Annotated in this window: 17 protein-coding genes; 2 read left to right on the top strand and 15 right to left on the bottom strand. The window is 65.1% G+C overall.

The annotated features are described in order from the left end of the window. Nucleotides 1–60: 60 nt before the first annotated feature. Nucleotides 61–1,389 (top strand): relaxase/mobilization nuclease domain-containing protein, encoded by a 1,329-nt coding sequence (locus B4C31_RS02490; RefSeq protein WP_291531200.1) that lies wholly within the window; start codon nt 61–63, stop codon nt 1,387–1,389. A gap of 90 nt (nt 1,390–1,479) precedes the next feature. Here the strand turns inward: B4C31_RS02490 and B4C31_RS02495 are convergent, their stop codons facing one another. The 13 genes from B4C31_RS02495 to B4C31_RS02550 form a co-directional block, all read right to left on the bottom strand. Next, nucleotides 1,480–1,926, bottom strand: a complete 447-nt coding sequence (locus tag B4C31_RS02495; protein WP_291531201.1) for a hypothetical protein — start codon at nt 1,924–1,926, stop codon at nt 1,480–1,482. Nucleotides 1,927–1,986: 60 nt separating this feature from the next. Continuing rightward, entirely contained in the window at nt 1,987–3,093 is a 1,107-nt protein-coding gene (locus B4C31_RS02500; protein WP_291531202.1) for a hypothetical protein, read from the bottom strand. A gap of 2 nt (nt 3,094–3,095) precedes the next feature. Next, the gene (locus B4C31_RS02505) at nt 3,096–4,091 is read right to left on the bottom strand and encodes a DUF4913 domain-containing protein (RefSeq protein ID WP_291531203.1); all 996 of its coding nucleotides are present in this window, start codon (nt 4,089–4,091) and stop codon (nt 3,096–3,098) included. A gap of 1 nt (nt 4,092) precedes the next feature. Further along, nucleotides 4,093–5,886, bottom strand: a complete 1,794-nt coding sequence (locus B4C31_RS02510) for a type IV secretory system conjugative DNA transfer family protein (RefSeq protein WP_291531204.1) — start codon at nt 5,884–5,886, stop codon at nt 4,093–4,095. A 63-nt stretch (nt 5,887–5,949) separates the two neighbouring features. Next, entirely contained in the window at nt 5,950–6,453 is a 504-nt protein-coding gene (locus B4C31_RS02515) for a single-stranded DNA-binding protein (RefSeq protein ID WP_291531205.1), read from the bottom strand. 101 nt (nt 6,454–6,554) lie between these two features. Then, entirely contained in the window at nt 6,555–7,706 is a 1,152-nt protein-coding gene (locus tag B4C31_RS02520; protein ID WP_291531206.1) for a hypothetical protein, read from the bottom strand. After that, complete coding sequence (locus B4C31_RS02525; RefSeq protein WP_414631829.1) at nt 7,703–9,250, bottom strand: ATPase; 1,548 nt, start codon at nt 9,248–9,250, stop codon at nt 7,703–7,705. The genes B4C31_RS02520 and B4C31_RS02525 overlap by 4 nt, the downstream gene beginning before the upstream one ends. Nucleotides 9,251–9,270: 20 nt before the next feature. After that, complete coding sequence (locus B4C31_RS02530; RefSeq protein ID WP_291531207.1) at nt 9,271–10,758, bottom strand: SCO6880 family protein; 1,488 nt, start codon at nt 10,756–10,758, stop codon at nt 9,271–9,273. A 2-nt stretch (nt 10,759–10,760) separates the two neighbouring features. Further along, on the bottom strand, nt 10,761–12,851 hold the full coding sequence (locus tag B4C31_RS02535) for a hypothetical protein (protein WP_291531208.1): 2,091 nt from the start codon (nt 12,849–12,851) through the stop codon (nt 10,761–10,763). Nucleotides 12,852–12,865: 14 nt separating this feature from the next. Next, nucleotides 12,866–13,183 carry a hypothetical protein gene (locus tag B4C31_RS02540; RefSeq protein WP_291531209.1) on the bottom strand — a complete coding sequence of 106 codons (318 nt, stop codon included), beginning with the start codon at nt 13,181–13,183 and terminating at the stop codon, nt 12,866–12,868. Then, nucleotides 13,180–13,740: a DUF6668 family protein gene (locus B4C31_RS08795; RefSeq protein WP_349679120.1), complete on the bottom strand. Its 561-nt coding sequence runs from the start codon at nt 13,738–13,740 to the stop codon at nt 13,180–13,182. The genes B4C31_RS02540 and B4C31_RS08795 overlap by 4 nt, the downstream gene beginning before the upstream one ends. A gap of 15 nt (nt 13,741–13,755) precedes the next feature. Further along, nucleotides 13,756–14,676, bottom strand: coding sequence for a hypothetical protein (locus tag B4C31_RS02545; RefSeq protein WP_291531210.1), 921 nt, complete (start codon nt 14,674–14,676; stop codon nt 13,756–13,758). 212 nt (nt 14,677–14,888) lie between these two features. Next, a complete protein-coding gene (locus B4C31_RS02550; protein WP_291531211.1) occupies nt 14,889–15,539 on the bottom strand; it encodes a hypothetical protein in 651 nt (216 codons plus the stop codon). 470 nt (nt 15,540–16,009) lie between these two features. Between B4C31_RS02550 and B4C31_RS02555 the strand changes: the two genes are divergently transcribed. Next, on the top strand, nt 16,010–16,738 hold the full coding sequence (locus B4C31_RS02555; protein WP_291531212.1) for a GIY-YIG nuclease family protein: 729 nt from the start codon (nt 16,010–16,012) through the stop codon (nt 16,736–16,738). Between the two features lie 6 nt (nt 16,739–16,744). Here B4C31_RS02555 and B4C31_RS02560 read toward each other — a convergent pair whose 3' ends face one another. Both B4C31_RS02560 and B4C31_RS02565 read right to left on the bottom strand, forming a co-directional pair. Continuing rightward, on the bottom strand, nt 16,745–18,046 hold the full coding sequence (locus B4C31_RS02560; protein WP_291531213.1) for a Y-family DNA polymerase: 1,302 nt from the start codon (nt 18,044–18,046) through the stop codon (nt 16,745–16,747). After that, the gene (locus B4C31_RS02565) at nt 18,046–18,483 is read right to left on the bottom strand and encodes a LexA family protein (RefSeq protein ID WP_291531214.1); all 438 of its coding nucleotides are present in this window, start codon (nt 18,481–18,483) and stop codon (nt 18,046–18,048) included. The genes B4C31_RS02560 and B4C31_RS02565 overlap by 1 nt, the downstream gene beginning before the upstream one ends. Between the last annotated feature and the right edge of the window lie 252 nt (nt 18,484–18,735).

Here is an 18,735-nt window from a genome sequence, read left to right on the forward strand (position 1 = left end):
CCATCTTCATCAGCCATGTGTCCGGCCAAATCCTGCGTGAAAGGCTTGATGATGGACGTCATGATCCCTAAAATCTCGCGAGGTTCGAACCCGGCCGGACTATTGCGTTACCTGTTCGGCAAGGGACGGCATAACGAGCATCGGAACCAGCATCTGATCGCGGCCAGCGACGACATGATAGACGCGTTCGACATCGAAGGAACGCCGGAACGATCGTTCCGCGAACTCGGCGAACTTTTCGACAAGCGGTACCGGCGTCTTCTCGCCGAGGGACGAGCCTGCCCGCCGGACCGGCGCAGCCTGAAACGCAACCCCGACCATGCGGATGGACTGGACCGGGTCTGGCATTGCTCGCTGTCGCTCCGCGCCGAGGACGGGATCCTGACCGACCAGCAATGGTCGGACATCGTCACGGACTACCTCAAGCGGATGAACATTCTCGACGCGGACGGCGAGGGCGCCACATGGGTGGCGGTCAGGCACGGCCTGTCCCGGAACGGGAATGATCACGTGCACGTCATGGTCCAGTTGGCCCGCGACGACGACTGGATCAACCCGTACAACGACCGCCGGCACGCGCAGAACGCGTGCCGGCGCATGGAGCATGAACGTCCCGAACTGACCCCGTTGGACGCGATGACGGATCGCGACCATATCCGCTACACGTACCGCGAGTGGCGCCAGTGGGCCGAATGGAAAGCACGTCAGGAGTATACGGGGTACGTGCCGTGGACGGAATTGGACACGGACGATCGAACCCGGTTGACGGCGGGAATCATGGCCGACACGATGCCCAAGCTCGCGATAGGACGGCTCGTCAGGGCGTGCGCGGCCGCGTCCAGAAGCGAGGACGAGTTCATCCGCCGCGTGCGCCGCGAGGGCCTGAACATCGACCCCCGGCTACGCAAGGGCGTGGCCAAGGGAACGTTCGACAGACGGGAACAGGTGATCGGATACACGATCACCTGGCGCAGCGCGGACGGCTGGACCGAACGCGTCAACGCCACCGCCTTGGGATCGGGCATGCGGCTGAAAGAACTGCGAGAATCATGGGGCGACGGTCCGAACGATTCGAACCTCGCGGTGCAGGAATGGCGGGCCGCCATGGAGAACCGACGTCCCGTCATGCACGCGGGACGCGAACGCCGGTTGGAAGGGTTGACCACGCACGACATGAGCGTGCTGATCGATCGGGCGTTCCGGATCGCCGACCGGCTGGAGCATACGGACGCCGACAGAATCCGCCAGGCGGAGGCCGAGGCGTTGCGCGAGTTCGACCGGCTGCTCGACCGTTACGGGCTTACCGAACCGATCGAATGGCCCGAAACGCTTACCCTTGACCTGGGCACGGGGCCTGGAACCGGGTACGGGGCCCGCCCATTGGCATAGAAAATAAGGGGCCGCTCCCTACTCGGAAGCGGCCCGCGAACCAGACGCTGCACGACGTCGACGCATCAGGTGATACTGATGCCGGTGTGGTCATAACGTCAACCCCGAATCGTGCGACACGGGGTCGTCGGGTATTCCCGGAATGCAGGAGATGACGTTCGGAGCGGCGCTGCAGCTGCATGGTGGATCATTGCGATAGTCGGAACCCCAGTCATCGACCGGCCAGAATTCATCCCCGGGGCCACACCATCCGAGATGACGGGAAGATCCATCGAATCTTGCCTGAGACCTAGGTAGATCCACTCTGATGAGCGAATAATGATGCTCAAGCCGGATAACGTCGGGGCCGGGACGGCGCGTCCATTTGGCCCAGGTCGCCTGGTCCATGGGGTGATCGACGGCGGTGTCGTCAATCAGGCATTGGGGCGTACCGGTGTCGGGATTTGGCGCGGCGACCGCGGCGACGCGGAAACGGGAACGCACTCCGTTGGATTCATTGAGTGTGACGAGATGGCCGATGCGAATCGTACGTGTCATACCGGCCGCGTCCGTGACAGTCACGTCATCGCCAATGGTGTGCTCAATGCGACCCGTCGTTCACCGTTTCCTGCCGGTCGTCACCGTGTCGGTCTCCTCCAGACCGGGCAACGGCGAGGACGAGGCGATCGATGGGGAGGCGACGGCCATTTCGACCTCGCTGTCCGGGGACAGTTCCCCGAACATGTCCGGGCCGGCCCATTCCTCGCGTTCGGTCAGATCCATGGGCTCGTCGCCGTCCGCCCCGTAGGCGTCGGGAGCGGCGTCCTCTTGGATGACGGAGGATGTGAAATCCCCGCCGCCGTCGCTGGACGCCTTGGACGGGGAGGATTCCGTGGACGGTGCGGGCGCGGCCGGCTGCGTCTCGAACGCGCCGGTCTCGCGGACGGCGGACGGTTCGTCGCCGACGGCCGTGTTGTCCGCGCCGGACGTCTCGGGCAGTCTCATGTCACGCAGCATGCTGACCCGTTGGCCAAGCTCGTCGCCGATGTTGCCCGACAGGGGGCTGACCAGGATCGCCTGGATGATGTTGTCGCGGTTCCATCCGTCCCATTCGCCGGTCATGCGCGAATCCACATGGAACGTCGCCGCGTCGCCGAACGAACGTCGGTAGGCGTGCTCCGGCATGAAAACCGGGTCGACCACGATGCCGGCCTTGCGGAACGATTGCACCGTCTCCTGGAATTCAGGGGTATCCCGGCAGTAATGGATGCTGATGTTGTTGCTCAGACGGTCGGCCTCCGTCTCGATGTTCGTGCCGTGGCGCATGGACCATTCGTCGCGCAGGATCCTCCGTGCGCGCGCCAGATCGGCGCTGAAACCGGGGTCGCCGTTCTCGTTGAGCCAGTCGGTGATGCTCCACGATTTCAACAGGTCGATGTCCGACGGCCTCGGCTCCTGGAGGAAGGCCGGATTGAGGACCGTGGCCTTGAGCGCCTGCTCGAACCCGTCGTTCAACCGGGTCCGGTTGGCGCGCTCCCACTGCCTCAATCTCGCCTGCTCCTGGGCTTTGGCCTGGTTCATCCGCGTGACCTGCATGCGATGGTCCCGTCGGGCGGCGTGCACCTCCTGCTTCAGGTCGTTGTGCAGCTGCCGCAGGCTTTGAGCCGTGTTCTGCCACAATTGGATCATCATCTGGTCGAGACCGTCTTCGACGTCCTGTGCCATGATCACTCCTCCTTATCGGTCGGTAGGCTCCCATGGGAGCGGGTCTTCTCGGGGCGGGGTACGGACAGACGGTCGACGATGCCGGCGCGCCACGCCTTGTTCGGCCGCTTGCACGGCAGCGGGTCGCCGCTCGACGTGAGCTCCATGGCCGCGTCGAGGCTGGCCACGATGCCCCGGTCCTTGTCGAACACGCGGTCAAGCATCGAGGACGCCTGGATGTACCAGATCATCATCTGGCCGGGGCTTTTGCGCGCGACCTCATAGGCTCGCCAGATCGCGTCCAACGGGAACACGAGCGCCGGATACCTCCACCAGTCCGACACCCATTTGAAACTGGTGACGGCCGACTGATGATACGGGAACACGTTCGCGAGGAAGCATTCCACGAACGCGGGCAGGTTCGGATAATACGTGTCCGACATGGGCACGCGCATGCCGAACTGCATGTCGTAGTCCTCGTCCGTCTCCGGATCCATGGCGGGGCGCAGGGGCTCCCGTCGACGCGGTATGAGCCGTGCGCGCGGAGACGCTGGTATGTCGGGAACAACCGGATCGTCTTCCTCCTCCCGCCGGGATGCCGTATCGTCCCTCTCGCCGGGGAAGCCCGCCAACAGCCCGTCGGGATCGTCATCCCCGGACGGTTCCGTATCCGCTTCGGCGGGCGGATCGGATTCCACGTCGCCATCCTGTTCGTCGTCGGGATCCCCGGGAACCGTTCCGGGCACGACGGCCTGTCCTAGGACCGGCTCCTCCGTCGACGTCGGGACGGGATCCTTGACGTCGTCCGACGCCGTATCGGTTTTGACGGGGATGGCGCCGCGGTTCTCGAGGACCGCCTGGGTCAGGATGCTGACCAGGCTGACGCCCTCCGTGCTGCCGGCCAATGTGGCGAGCAGGTCCCTCGCGGCGCGTACCGCGCGGGACACGGTCTCCCCGGCGGACTCGTCGGAAACGTCGCCGGCCATGCCGGGACGGGATTGCGTTGCGATCAATGGCATGTCATGCCGCCTTTCCCTGCTTCAGGTCTTTCTTCGCCTTGGCCAACGCGTCGGTCCATGTCCGGTTCTCGTTCCACGGGAGCGTGGCCACGATCTGGGCTCGGGACTGCGAGGCGAGGACCAGCGCACGTCCGATGGGCCATTCCGCCAGACGGGACACCGACAGGATGTCCTCCTGCTGGATGGTGCGGTTCACGGACCGCGAGCCCCGCGCGTCGACAGTCACGTTGCTCCTGACGACGTCGCGTTGGCCGACGAGCTGGCTGATCTCGCCCAAAAACCTCGCGTCCTTGATGCCGCCCAGATACACGGTGATGTTCGCGTTGTTGAACAGCGAACCGAAATCGGTCTCGCCGAACGCGGCCTTGCCCTGGTCGGGGTTCTGCCAGATCGTCATGATCGGGATCCCCGCCGAGCCGAAATAGCTGTACACATCGGAGAGCTCGGGCCAACGGCAGATGTTGGCGGCCTCGTCCAGCACGCAGCACAGAGGGACGGGCAGGCGACGATTGTTGTCGGTGAACTCGCTCTGGGCGCGCTCATACGCGCTGAACGCGACGACCGCGGTCAGACTCGCGGTCAACGCGGTCGACGGCCTACCCTTCGCGCTCAACAGGTAGAGCGTGTCCTGGCTGGTGACGAACGCGTGCGGGTCGAACAGGGGACGGCCTCCGGGCTGTCCGTCATCGTCGCGTGGTTCGATCCAGTCGACAATCTCCGGATTCGCGAGGAACGCAACCATGGTCTGCAACGAGCCGAACACGCCCGAACGTGTTTCCGGGACCAAGCCGATCACGCCGCTGACACGGTTGGCGATCTCGCGATAACGCGGGAACCGGCTCAGGATATCGGCCGGCGTGGAGTCACGCTGGTCGGACGCCCAGTTGAACACGTCACGCACCGTCCGCCCGACCAGATGGGCGGCGAACAGATAGTCGGCCAACTGGCGTGCGGCCGTGCCGGTGAAATACTCGTTGTCGCCCGAATCGGTCTGCCCGGACGCGTACCGCCAGCAGTCGGCGATCCTCTTGGCATCCTCGTACCGTTTGATGCTCGCGATCAGATCCCACACCCACGGCACACGGTCGCGGTTCGGATCCACGATCCCCTCCGGGTCGAACACCCAGATCCGCCCGTCGGGATGGTTCAGGCGACGCACCGGCGCGGTCACGTCATAGATGTCGCCCTTGTTCGAGGTCGCCAGACACGCCCCCGGCGCCGACAGGACGGCCGGAATCGCGTAGCACAACGACTTGCCCGACCTCGGGCCGGCCAACACGATCGCCATATCCTCCCACGACGTGTACATCGGGGTGCCGTCCATCAGGTTCAACCCGAGCGGATACCCCGGGGCCATCAGCGTCCGGTCGTAATCGACGACGAGACGGCCGGCCATCCGCTCGGCCCGCTCTCGCGTCACCTTCTCGACCGCATGACCGTACCCCATCGCCGACGCATACGAGTCGACCCTGGTGCGATGCCGGCCCCCGCCCGACGCCGAGGACGAAGCCAGCCGCCGGACGCCGGCCCACACGCCGGCCACGGCCACCAAAGCGAGCACCACGGCCACCAGACACACCAGCCACTGCACGCCCGTCAACGCCCACTGGCCGGACAGTACATACAGCAGGGCCAGGAACTCGAACGGCCAGTCGGTCATCAGATCGCACGCCAACGCGAACGCGAACAGGCACACGCCGGCCACGCCAAGGCCAATCAGCATCCATTTGCTGCTGGGACGGACCGTGCCTCCCAGATCCCTGACCCGGTTGGTCTCAAGTTTCGGATCGACCATTCACCCCACCTTCCACGCCGCGTCCCAACGGCCCCTGCAAGCCGTCGGGACGCGGAACAAATATCACAGGACCGGACCCTGCGGGTTGTTCCACGGATCGTCCATCGTCACGTCCGCTGACGCCGTGGCCGTGTCCGTCATCGTGGACTCGTTCGCGGCCGCGGCCGCGCTGTTGCGCTGCGCCTCGCGGATCGCGTCGATCTGCATCGTCTCCCCATTGATGACGGTGCGCGCGTAAGCCTGACCGTCCCGCTGGCTGATGAACGCGTCGGGCTGGCCGAGCCTGCCGGTCGCCACGACCGGATCGCCCTGGCGGAAGTCGAGTTCATGAAGGATCTCGGCGGTACGGCCGTAGAACTTCACCGTCGCCTTCTCGGGCTCACGGTAAACCACGTTCCCTGCCTCGTCATGACGGATCGCGCCGGTCTCGTCACGCTCGGGAACGTTCCGATAGACGATGGCCTCGAGATAGGAGCTGCGACGGGACCCGTCCTCGGCGGCGCGGGTGGGCCAGAACTTCGGGTTGGCGGCGAGGTTGCCTCGCATGACCTGCTGTGTCTGCGGCATGATCGTTTCCTTTCCGGCCGGGCGTCCTTCGACCGGCCTGGACACCATCATGCCGCCGGGAAACCGTCGTCTGGCCGGACAATCCGCCACAATTCGACTGACTACAGGACGGGCCCGCTGGGGCCGAACGTCATCGTGCCGGCCATGCCGGCGGGATCCCCGCCCGACAGCCTCGCCGTCACCGCGGCGGCGAGCATGTCGGACGGATCATAACCCTTCGCTTGAAGGGCCAGGTCCATGGCGCCGGCATGATCGCCTTGGGCGAACAGGAACGCGCTCTTGATCGCGCAGATATGCCATGCGACATCGGTGGGCGCGTTCTGCTCCAACGGGTCAAGAACGTTCATCGCGATGCGAACGTCGCGCGCGAGGAGATGATCGCCCGGGGCGTACGCGTACTCGTCGTCCAACGCCATGGACAGCATCCGATCGAACTTGGCTGCATCGACGTCATCGTCGGCAAGCGTGCGACGCATCCATTGCAGGCTCTTTTCGTCCGGCAGCAGGGTCGTGCCCAAGATCATCATGTCCATCGGCTCCCGATGATGCTCAAGCATGGTAGAGACGATCGCCAGACGACGACTGTCCGACGCCCATTCCGTCGCATTGAACGGGTCCGAGGTGAGCGTGAGCCAGTTGTAGGCGGCGGCATCCCTCCAGATCGCGTCCATCTGCGCTCCCGCGGAGGAGCTGGTCATGCGCGCGTAGTCGGCGCGTGCTTCGGTGATGACCGTGTTCAGGTCCGGTTCCTCTTCGGGATACTGCGCCGCGGCCTCGAGACGAAGCATGAAATCGGCGGAAACGTGGTTCATCATGATCTCCTTTACAGGGTGGGTGATGCCGGAGTGACGGTCCATGGGCGTCGGAAACCTGCCGGCCGGCGGCGTCATCGCGTAGGCGACGTCCGGGTCGGGCGACACGTCGTCCATGATCCACGCCCGCAACGCCCACAATCCGCCACGATTATACGTGTCGGCGATGTCGTCGGCCATCTGGTTCGCGTTCAACAGCGTCCACGCCGCGGACGCCCATTCCGGCTCTCCCTGGAACGCCTGGTCGAACACGTCCGCGGGAACATAGCAGACCGGGGCGATGTCGGTCATGTTCCGGAACTTCACGACCAACAAACCGGGCTCGAACCCTCCCGGTCTGGCGTGGGGCCGGATCCGCTCGTAGATCCGCGACTCCATGTCCATCACATCGTCCTCGGTGATGGTTGGCCATTCGCCGGTCGACTGGGTTGACTCCATCATGACCTCCACTTGGTGTTGGTATCGTTGAACCCGGAACGTTCCAGCTCGCACATCTGCACGTCGATCGGGATGCCCGGCAGGCCGCCCAACTTGACCAGGAACTTGCCGACGCCCTTGAACGAGGCGCCCGACGCGTAGTTCGTGGGCGTACCCCAGTCGGCGAGCAGGTCCTCCTCGCGCATCGAGATCGGCAGGCCGGACTCGCCGCGCAGATACCGGTCCACCTCGGTCCGGCTCAACGCGCCCAGCACCTTGATCTTCGACCTCTCGACGAAGCCGCGCGCCTTCGCGTTCTGCGCGTCCGTCCCCAGGCACAGCAGGTCGGCGAACGTGTGCGTGATCATGATCTGGCCCACGCCCCACTGCCGGTTCAACCGGGTCAGCAGGTCGAGACGGTCGACCATCAGGGGGCTGGCGCGCAACGCGCGGTGCATCTCGTCCATGATGATCACGTTGTTGCGACGCGGCGCCAAACCCGCCTCGGCGAGCATGTCCTGCGCGTTCTTCGCCGCGAACGCCGCCGACCAGGTCGCCGCCAGCACGGCCGCGACCACATCGTCCCCGCCCTGGGCGAGGGCGCTGATGTCGAAATCCACGGGACGGGTCAGATCGATCGCCTCCGTGGTCTGCTCGCTGAACAGACGACCGAACCGGCCAATCCGGTTGCTCAACCCGTGCAGGCTCGCCAACAGGTCGCGCGTCGCCATGGCGACCGCGTCATCGTTCTCCGGATCGTCGAACACGGCCGCCGCACGCACCTCCGGGGGCGCGTCGCGGATCAGGTCGCGCAGATCCGAGATCACCGGCGGGCACGGCCAATCCCTGGTCCTCTCATACAGGAGCTTCAACGCGGTCGACAACACGTTCGACTCCACGTCGCTGACCGTGCGTCCCGCATCCGCCCGACCGGACCTGGCGATCGTCAGCAGCACCTCCAGCAGGGCGGCGCGACGCTCGTGATAATCGGCCAGCAGATCGTCACGCAACCGGCCGGACAGCCGTTTGAGGACCTGATGCACGTCGCCCGGGTCAATCGGGTTGATCGACCCCAAACCGGAACCCAACCGGATCACCTGACCGCCCAGCAGACGGGTCAACGCCGCGTAATCCGGTTTCAGATCGCCCGGGATGATCGCGTTCACCCCCAAGGCGGCCAACCCCCATTCCTGACGGCGCACGAACGTGGACTTACCGATCGCCGGCAGGCCCATGACGAACATCGACGGCTGTTCGATGATCCCCGCCTTGAACCAGCTGATCGGATCGCAGCACACGCCCGCGCCGGTCATCATGCTCCGGCCCACCGGCACGCCCTCGACCGGCAGCGCCATGTCCGTGCCGAACGGCCAGAACCCGCCGCACACCTGCGTCGACGTGCCGAAGAACTCGTCCACCGTGGGCATCAGATCCGCCCAGCCGCCGCCGCGACGCTGCACGCCACGCCACGAGGGGACCGGACGCGCCATACTTGGCGCCACACGCAACGGACCCAAACCCTCCTCCGGCTCCTCGAGGACATCCGCACGCCTGGTTTTCCCGAACATCAACCATCACCCCTTTTCCGTCAGCGAAGCAGAGAGCCCATCAGGCTCGGCGGCGCATACGTCTGAAGATTCACACCCAGGGGCAACGAGGCGGCGAACCCCGTGTCCTGGGCGCCGTAGCAGGGACGAAGATCGATCTTCGAGGCGCCCGCCGCGGACTCCACCGCGCGGCACGCAGCCTCCAAACGGACCGCCTCGTCGACGCCGGCCCGCACGGTGACAGTCACCAGCAGGCCGAAGAACACCATGACCGCGCCCTTGTTGATCTCGACGGCCTGACGGTCCGCCTTGCCCACCTGGGTGACGCTGCCCATGGTCGCGCGCTTCTCCTGACCCACCTGGGCGGCGGCGCGCGTACGGTTCTGCTCGGCCAGATACGTGGTCCTGTCCGGGCTGAGCATATGGAACACGATCGTCACGCGCTTGCGGTCACAGTCCGGCAACGGTTCGAGCAGACGGCTCAATGTGGAACTCGTCACGTTGCTGCGCGGCGGATCGCACATCTCCCACGTCCGGCTCACCCCCGAATCATGCCGGTACCAATCCCAATCGGCGACCGCGGCGACCGGGCCCGCGTCCTCCCATGCCACATACGGCGGCTCGGACGACGATTCGATCACCTCCTGCGCGTCCGGATCGTAACAGGCGCGCACCATGCGGGCCACCTGGTCCGCGTCCAACGGGCGCGCGTCACCGCCACCGGCCGCAGCCAGCTTCGACTCGATGTCCGGCAGCATCAGACTGATCCGCCGCGCAGCCTCCTCCGCGTCCAGATACCTGCCGCGCGCATCCAGATACTTGAACGTGAGCGTGACCGTCACGTCGTTCCTCGCCCCACCGGTCGCGTACAACATCATGATCTGCGCCATCGCGCGCGACGCGAGCTCGGGCGCGTCCTCGACCAGATGCTCGCCGAGCACCCTGCGGAACCGGATCCCGGAATCAGGGGACGTGTCCACCGTCACCGACATCTGCGTGACGCCCTGCTCCACCGCCAAGGACTCCATCAGACGGGCCCACGAGGCCACGTACGCGTCCTCCACGTCATCGTCCGCCAGGCCGGCGCCCTGAGGATGGCAGCGCAACAGCAGCGCATACTCGCCCGTACGGCCGTGCCTGACCAGACAGAACGGATTGCCCAACCCGTCGACCGCCTCGACCAGACCCACCTTGGACAGCACGCCCGGCAACGCGGCCGACCCCTCGTCCGTGAAACCGAGGAACCCTCCCCGGTACAGTCCGCGCCCGGTCCGCGCCTGCCGGCGGAACGACACACGCTCCGACACCCGGTCGACGACGTTGCGATGCTGACGGTCACGGACCGCGAGCACCGCGATCACACCGAACCCGACAACGGCGATGGCCACGCCCGCGACCGGGCTGGCGGTCAGCACGAACACGCTCAACAGGGCGACACCAAACCCCGCGAACGTCAACGGCATGCCGATGTTACGCAATCCTCCGGGGATACGACGCATCCAATCCCCGTACGTGGTGCTTGAAGCCATTTTCAGAACCTCTTTCCGTGACGACGAACGGCGGCGTGACGGTCGGCCCCGTCCGGAGCCCCGTCATCGGACGACTGCTGCATGACCCGCGCCGCGGGGGCGGGAGCCGCGCCCTTCGCGCCGCCGGCCGACGTGGAACCGAAACCGGACGGCGTGGACCCCGGGCCGGACGGGACGGGGGAAGCCGACACCGCGGAGGGTGCGGCGGGAGATGGGACCCCGTCGGCACCCGTGGGCGCGGGAGTCGACGGGAGAACGCCCGTATCGCCTCCGGCCCCTTCGGGCGCCCCGCCCGGGGACGCGCCGGGCGAAACGGATCCGGTCCGGCCGGGGCTTTGCGACGAACCGGAAGGGGCATTGCCGGCCGACGCTGGACCGGTCGCCGCCCCCGCCGCACCCGCGGCGTTGACGGCGGCCTTCACGCCGCCGGCCGCGCCCTTCGGGGCGTCGCCCTCGCCGCCGAACGCCTTGCGTGCCCCTTGCAGGAGGCCACGGCCGGCGGCACCCGCGCCATGAGCCGCGCCGGAGACGACGGCGCCCGCGCCCATGCCGAGCATGGCCGGCAGCACGCCGCCCCCGCCGCCGACGGACATCTGCACCGTCGGAACGATCAGCTTCACCAAGGCGGGCAGCACCAGGATCACGCTCAACGTCATCACCAGGGTGATGACCTCGGAATCACCGGAACCGGACGCCATGATCGCCGACCCCGCGGCCAAGACCAGCGCGGCCACCGGCTTGTAGGCCAGGAACGCGATCAGCCATCCCATCGTCTTCGCGAACGCCTGCCTGCCCTGCTCCGTCCAGCTCATCGCAGCCCACAACGGGGCCACGCCCACCAGGATCGGCAGCAGGCCGGCCCGCAGATACGTGAACACCTTCGCGACCACGCCGCCGATCCACACGATGAACGACAGCAACAGGGCGATGGGCGCGCCCAGTTCGAAGAACTGGCTGGCCGCCAGACTGTTGGCCTCCCACGCGTCGTTCATCAGCCCGCTAGCCGCGTCCAAAACGCCGGAGGTCCATGTGTCCACCGTGTTCTGGAACAAGTTCACGCCTCCCGCGAGCAGCACGCTCGTCGCGATCGCCCAGGTGAACGCCTTGCCCAACGGCACCAGATCACGTCCCTCCTGCGTGGTGATCAGCTTGAACCCCGCGGCCAGCACGCCCACGACCACGGCGACCAGCATGAACGGATCCACCTGCATGCGAATCCAGTCCGACACGTAGAAGCCCGTGCCCTTGCCCGGCGTCCACGACTCCAACGCGGGCGTGGTGGTTCCGTCCGTGGCCGTGCTTGAGGTCGTGAAGAAGCTCAACGCGATCGACGCGCACGACGAACCCAACAGGCAGCCGACCAGGATCCACCCGAACTTGCCCAACAGATGCGTGTCCGCGTTCGCGTCGCGCAGATTCCACACCAGACGGCCCGCCAGAACGATCAGGCTCACCGCCGCGAACACGACCAGCACGCCCTGCGCCACGTTCAGATACGGTTGCACCGCCTTGAACCAAGGCGAATACATCGGGCTCGCATTCGACTTCAACACCTGCATGCCCGCCTCGGAGGCGACCAGCGTGTTCCGGTCGGTCGACAGCCATTCGATCGTCGCCTCGGACTGCGTCTGATACATCGACCACAAGGTCTTCTCCAACCAGGACAGCGACCTGGTCTTCTCACACGCCTGGCTGCCATCATCCAACGAGACCAGCGCCCACTCGCCCTGGCTCGACGACTCCTCCTGCACCGTGTGGCTCAACGCCGTGCACTGCGCCGACGGGGTGGTACGCATCAGCTCCTCCGCCTCGTTCGGCGCGTAGTTCACCTGGCCGAACCCGACCGAACCGGGAACGGGATGCTTCTGGGTCGTCCACCAGTCGATCTCGTCCTGGCCGATCAGCGAACCGAGACCACCGTCCGGGATCGTCATCCGGTCGACGACCATCTCGTCGGACACGGTCTCGTCACCGAACTTCAACTCGTCGGTGAACGCTCCGAAATCAGGTCCGGCGCAGGACGCCAACCCCAACACGGCGAGAACGGAAACGGCGATAGCGGCCAGCAGGCGACGGAAGCGCGACACGACCATACTCCCCTTGTCCCTCAGCAGCTCGTCGAGATGTTCAGACCCAAAGCGGCCATGAAGCTCAACGCGAACGAGGCGATCAGGATGCCGACCACCCAGTTGACGATCTTGTCCATCGTGTCGTCGCGATCCGGCACGCCATCGCCCTGCTGGCGCAGGATATGCACGCCGATACGAATCAGCGACACCAGGCCGATCACCAGACCCAAAGCCTTCACCCAGCCGAGCGCGGTCGTCACCGGACCACTGAACCCCGGGGGCAGACAGGCGGTCGGATCGGACAGGTTATCCGCCAACAGAACGCCATACGCCACGGAAACAAGCTGATTGATCATGAAACAACCTCCAACAATGATTCGTTCGGATCCGTCACATCGATTCTCCGACCGGACGACTCCGGTTTGGCCGGACACCCTGCCACAGCCGGCAACCCCTCCAACCGGGACGCCATACGCCGATACGCGAAAGGCCACCGGTCCGGGAACCCCTCCACCGGCAACGACGCGATGTACGGCAGACGCCACCGGCAGGGCGCCGGCGAACACACCTGCAAGCCGCCACGCACCAGAGACCGCGGCATGCGCGGCATGCAATCGGTCACGGCCACACCCGCCAGCACACCCGGCAACAGACCCCGATCCCATTCCGAAAGCAGCCGACGCAACGACTCCAACCCCTGACAGGAGCCCATCGCGCACAACACGAACACCGGATCGGAACCATCAACCGGCACGGGGAAAGCACGCCCCGCATCCGCATACAACTCCGGAGCACTCCGATAAATCGTGCTGCACCCGGCCCCGCCATGCGCGGCGACAAGCCACACACGACGCGTCGCGGGAGCGTCGAACACCGGCAGCAAGCCGGTCACACACGATGAAGCATCACCCATGGCACTTCCTTTCCATCACAGACTCGGATCCACGTCACCGAAACCACCGCCCGTATCCGCATCCGGCACCGACCACGACGGCGAGGAACCCGACGAGGAACCACCCGACGAGCCACCCCCGTAGGACGGGGTGTACGAAGGCGTATAGGAGGAACCCCCGCCATACGACGGTGACGGCGTATATGACTGGGAAGGCGCGTACGACTGCTGCGACTGGGACTGCGCCTGCTGGGCCGCAGCTGCCGTGGCCTCCTCCGCCTCCTTGGCCTTGACGCTGGCCGTCACATCATCCATGGCGTCCTTGATCCGCGTGCGGGCCTCGTCCAGCTCCTCCGGATCATCGGAGGAATCGAGGTCGCGCGCCCGGTCCAACGCGTCGGACAACGCGTCGCGCGTCTTCCCGTCCTTGACCATGCCCTTGGATGATTCCAACAGGTTCCCACCCTTGTCGATCACCTCGTCCAACGCCTTGCGTGCATCATCCAAGACCTTCCCGTCACGGGAAGCGACGACCCCGTCGACGGCCTCGGCGAGCTTTTCCGCGTACGCGTCATAGGCTTGCGTCTGGGACTCGGCGCGACTGACCGCCGCGGTCAGACCGGTCTCCGCGTCCACGGCGCACACCTCGGCATCGGGAGAGGAGGGGGCGCCATCGATCAGATCGGACAGATCGGCGATCGTGGAGACATCCGTCACATCATCCGCATCGACCGTCTCCAACAGATCACGCGCCTCCGAAAGAGACCCCTCCAATCCCTTCCAAGCGGTCGACTGCGCGTCCACCGCCGTCACACATGACTCACGCAACGACGCCAGACGGGTAGTCCGGTACGCGCGATACGCGACCACACCACCCACTCCGGCCACGGCAAGCCCGACACACACGCCGACCACAGCCAACGCACGCCACGGCACACGCGACGCCGAAACACGCACGGGACCATCATCGGGATCGGGATCCGCGACCGCATCCAAAAACGGCACGGCATCCGCCGAAGAGTCCGCATCCCCCGGCGCAGCCGTCAAGTCAATGTGGGCGACCGCTGTCGGGGGAGCCGACGGCTCGCCATCCACGACAGGCGGTTCGGAACCCTCGTCATCCCACCAACGCTGGGTGGGTTGCAGCAAAGGAGCCTGCACAATCGGCCTCACACGGAACGCAGCACCGGCGAGGGCGCATCGTCCATAAGCGTCGCCGCGTTCACGGCCCCGGCACGCTCCATCTCGGCCGTCTCACGCTCCAGCCACGCCGGATACGCCCCGGCCGCATACGCCGCCTCCAGCTTCTCCGCCCACGGATCATGCTCGCGGACACGAGCCAGCGCATCCAGATAGCCGCGGAACAACGCCCCATCATCACCCTGCAACCAGGACACGTACGCGCCGACCGCGCGGACACCGGACTGATCCCTCGACGGAACGATCCTTGACGCCAGACGATCGAACAGCTTGGGCAGATCCTGATGATACGTACGCTGCACGATCTGTTTCGTATCGTAAGCGGGCGAATCCCACGCCTTCCCGATCAGCTCGCCGACGAACGCCAACGCGGCCGCATCCACCCGACTCCGTTCCTCCGTACCCTGATGATCCAGGCGCGTGGCCACCTGACGGAACATCAGCCCATCCATCGACGGGCTGATCGCCTTGCACAACACCGCGTCACGCAGATCCGGACGACGGGACAACTCGGCCAACGCGGGAAGCAGCAACGAATCGGCCACGGAATCCTCGCCGGGCTGATACGCGCGCTCCTTCAAAGCCTCCAAAAACCCATACAAACGATCGACATAATCCATGACAAACCTCCGGACGAACAAACGGACAACACCATCATCAAGCCGCCGGAACCATACTTGGCCGGACAGAATGCCACAACCCGAACCGGAGAGCCAGCACGAAAGAATATGAAAGGTGGCCCCGTCTTTGATTCGGGGCCACCATCGCACGCGACCCGGAAAATAAGGGGGAAGAGAGACGAGTCGAACGCAGGAATATGTTATCGCACAAGAACACGGATCAACCATTGCCACGCTTCATGCGCGGCGGCGGGTTTTCGGCTTGAACCAGACGGTGCGCGCCGACGGATTGCCGATATGATTGAGAATAGCCATTTCACTGAATCACAGCGATGGAGCGGAAAGGATTTGGGAGGACGGCCATGTTTACGCTCACGGATATTCTTCGAGCCGAGGGAGTGGAACCAAGGAGAGTCCTATTGTTGCGCCACAGCAACAAACCGTGTCTTTGGGAATGCCAGCGAATCGGCATGCTACGCGAATACACATGCATCCAGCCCCCGACGGAGAGCAAAAACGTCGCCGATCTGTGGCTGATCTTCACGCCGCATGGAAGAGGGAATGGAAGCCGTCTCGCGGCGGTATACGAGAACCACGGAATCATCCCCGCACCGGACAGGCCCATTGGGCTCCCCGAAGAAGCGGGACCTCACGACGGAGATGTCTGGTACGATCTCAGGGATTCGGAACTGCTCTCGGAGTACGTGGATAGGTTAGCAGTGGATTGGACATGCAATGCAATCAACTGGGAACGCCCGGCCAGCAGGCAGGATTTCCCCGTGATCGAATTATCCGACCCGACCCCGATGCCATTCCCGGGATTCGGTGAATTGCGTCTCGACCGTCCGACGCTCTGCGAGATCATAAACGATCCGTTGACATACGCCGCCTGGCGCGACGCCATGAGCTCCGTGCAAGCCGTGTACCTGATCACCTGTCTCCACCCCGGATGCGGGAAGCAGTATGTGGGATCGGCGACAGGCAAGGACAACCTCTGGCAGCGTTGGCGTGACTACGCAGACGACGGGTTCGGCGGAAACACCGGTCTGAAAAAACATCTGGAACACCTCGACGAGTTCCAATACAGCGTCCTCGACGTATACAGGCCCACCATCGACGCCGAAGTCGTCAGGAGCCAAGAGAGACGTTACAAATACATGCTCGACAGCGTGAACAACGGGCTGAACGACAACTACTGATCGCCTCTACGCGGCTTTGACCGTTATGAGTTCATCCCACCGGGTCGTGCCCCGGTTCGACAGGCGTTCGCGTCGCGTCCGCCAGTCGGCGCCGGTGTCCAGGGTGTGCCGTCCGGCGCCGCGAATGCCCGCGTAACCGACCCCGGCGTGCATGATCCCGTATTTATGGTTGATCCGGTCGAGCGTGCCGGCGAGACCGTGATCCAAAGTGGGATCAAGCCCGGCGAACGTGTGGTAGGCGTTCCGGTCGGTCAGGTCGGTGAGCAGGATGCCGCCCCGCACCCAACGGACACCGTCGTTCAGGCGCGGGCGCAACGCCTCGTTCACCGTGCGAATGATCATAATCGGATCGTCGGTCGGATCCTCGGGGCGCGCCCACGCCCGGACGCTCCGGTAGTTGTCGTGGAAGGGGCTGGTGGCGGCGAACGCGCCGACCAGTCGGGTCAGAGCGTGTTGGCGACGGAGCCGGACGGCGGCCTGCTGCGCGTACACGTCGAGCGCGGCAAGCAGACTATCCCGATCGGTGACGGGATGGCCGAACATGCGGCTGCAAAGAATCTGGTCGCGTCGCCCGTCGATCGCGTCCGTCCCGTCCAGGCTGATGCAGTCCGTGCCGTTCAGTTCGAGGATCGTGCGCGCGAGGTTGACACCGAACCGGCGGCGGATCAGCGTGGGGTCCGTGTTCCGGAGTCGTTGCGCGGTGGTGATGTTCATGGCGTTGAGCCTGGGCGTGGTGCGCCGTCCGACTCCCCATATGTCTTCGACGGGCGTGGCGTCAAGGATCATGTCCCGTTGCGAAAGGGTCAGCTCATCCCATGCCGCGATGCCGTTCAGGCTGGGATGGTGTTTCACCCAGTGGCTGAGCAGTTTGGCCAGGGTGCGGGTCGGGGCGGCGGTGACGGTGACGGGGATGCCGACCCCTTTGAGGATGTCACGGCGCATCGCCTCCAGTGCGGGGCGGACGTGTCGCGGGCTGGTGGGAGCGTCGAGGAATGCCTCGTCGATGCTGTAGGCGACACGGTTGGGTAGATGCCGGTCCATGACGTGCATCATGCGACGGGACAGGCTGGCGTACAGCTCGTAGTTCGAACTGCATGCGACCACGCCTTGTCGTTCCGCCTGTTCGCGGATTTTGAACCAGGGTTCGCCTTCGGGGATGCCGAGTCGTTTGGCTTCGCGGCTGCGCGCGACCACGCATCCGTCGTTGTTGGACAGGACCACGATCGGCCGGCCCGTCAGCTTGGGGTGGAAGACGCGTTCGCAGGACGCGTAGAAGCTGTCCGCGTCGGCGAGCACATGCCGATTCATCACAGGCCCCGCCGGCCGCGTTGCGCGTGGAAGCTGCCCGTGACCACACCCCAGATCAGGTTCTCGCCCATGCTTGCGGGGCGAATGTCCGGATATTTCGGGTTCTCCGCGTGCAGGAAGGCGCCATGCCGATCATGGGCGAGTCGTTTGACGGTCAATTCTCCGTCCAAGACGGCGACGACCACGTCACCGTCCACCGGTTCCAGGCTTCGGTCCACGATCAGCAGATCGTTGTCGAAGATACCCGCCCCGATCATGCTGTCCCCGGCCACGCGCACGAGGAACGTGGTATCGGGGTGATCGATCAGATGCTCGTCCAAGCTCAGATCGTCGGACGCGTAATCCTGGGCGACGCTCGGAAAACCGGCGCGCACGCTCTCCAGCATGACCGGCAGACGCCGCGGCGATAAGGGACGCCGCCAACGCCGAATCCGCATGATCCTCCCATAGGGTCGCGCTTGCCTGTTCATGCCCCGACCTCCATCCAAAATCGAACAATTGTTCGACTAATTGTGCGCTTGTCCAAGGACAAGAAAAGGGGAACGACACCCTGCAAAGGATGCCGACCCCTTGACGCGCACAGGCCGGAACTACGCCGCATGCAATCCGGTCAATCGACGTGACCGGTACCGCAACAAACCGGCGATGAGAATTGGCGGCACGGCGGCAAACCTCACTTTCATGGTGGT

The sequence above is a fragment of the Bifidobacterium sp. UBA4282 genome, assembly GCF_002394995.1.
Taxonomy (GTDB): Bacteria; Actinomycetota; Actinomycetes; order Actinomycetales; family Bifidobacteriaceae; genus Bifidobacterium; species Bifidobacterium pullorum_B.

Coding starts and splice junctions, on each gene's coding strand:
- B4C31_RS02490 (WP_291531200.1), top strand. CDS start 61: ATGATCCCTAAAATCTCGCGAGGTTCGAACCCGGCCGGACTATTGCGT.
- B4C31_RS02495 (WP_291531201.1), bottom strand. CDS start 1,926: ATGACACGTACGATTCGCATCGGCCATCTCGTCACACTCAATGAATCC.
- B4C31_RS02500 (WP_291531202.1), bottom strand. CDS start 3,093: ATGGCACAGGACGTCGAAGACGGTCTCGACCAGATGATGATCCAATTG.
- B4C31_RS02505 (WP_291531203.1), bottom strand. CDS start 4,091: ATGCCATTGATCGCAACGCAATCCCGTCCCGGCATGGCCGGCGACGTT.
- B4C31_RS02510 (WP_291531204.1), bottom strand. CDS start 5,886: ATGGTCGATCCGAAACTTGAGACCAACCGGGTCAGGGATCTGGGAGGC.
- B4C31_RS02515 (WP_291531205.1), bottom strand. CDS start 6,453: ATGCCGCAGACACAGCAGGTCATGCGAGGCAACCTCGCCGCCAACCCG.
- B4C31_RS02520 (WP_291531206.1), bottom strand. CDS start 7,706: ATGATGGAGTCAACCCAGTCGACCGGCGAATGGCCAACCATCACCGAG.
- B4C31_RS02525 (WP_414631829.1), bottom strand. CDS start 9,250: ATGTTCGGGAAAACCAGGCGTGCGGATGTCCTCGAGGAGCCGGAGGAG.
- B4C31_RS02530 (WP_291531207.1), bottom strand. CDS start 10,758: ATGGCTTCAAGCACCACGTACGGGGATTGGATGCGTCGTATCCCCGGA.
- B4C31_RS02535 (WP_291531208.1), bottom strand. CDS start 12,851: ATGGTCGTGTCGCGCTTCCGTCGCCTGCTGGCCGCTATCGCCGTTTCC.
- B4C31_RS02540 (WP_291531209.1), bottom strand. CDS start 13,183: ATGATCAATCAGCTTGTTTCCGTGGCGTATGGCGTTCTGTTGGCGGAT.
- B4C31_RS08795 (WP_349679120.1), bottom strand. CDS start 13,740: ATGGGTGATGCTTCATCGTGTGTGACCGGCTTGCTGCCGGTGTTCGAC.
- B4C31_RS02550 (WP_291531211.1), bottom strand. CDS start 15,539: ATGGATTATGTCGATCGTTTGTATGGGTTTTTGGAGGCTTTGAAGGAG.
- B4C31_RS02555 (WP_291531212.1), top strand. CDS start 16,010: ATGCTACGCGAATACACATGCATCCAGCCCCCGACGGAGAGCAAAAAC.
- B4C31_RS02560 (WP_291531213.1), bottom strand. CDS start 18,046: ATGAATCGGCATGTGCTCGCCGACGCGGACAGCTTCTACGCGTCCTGC.
- B4C31_RS02565 (WP_291531214.1), bottom strand. CDS start 18,483: ATGCGGATTCGGCGTTGGCGGCGTCCCTTATCGCCGCGGCGTCTGCCG.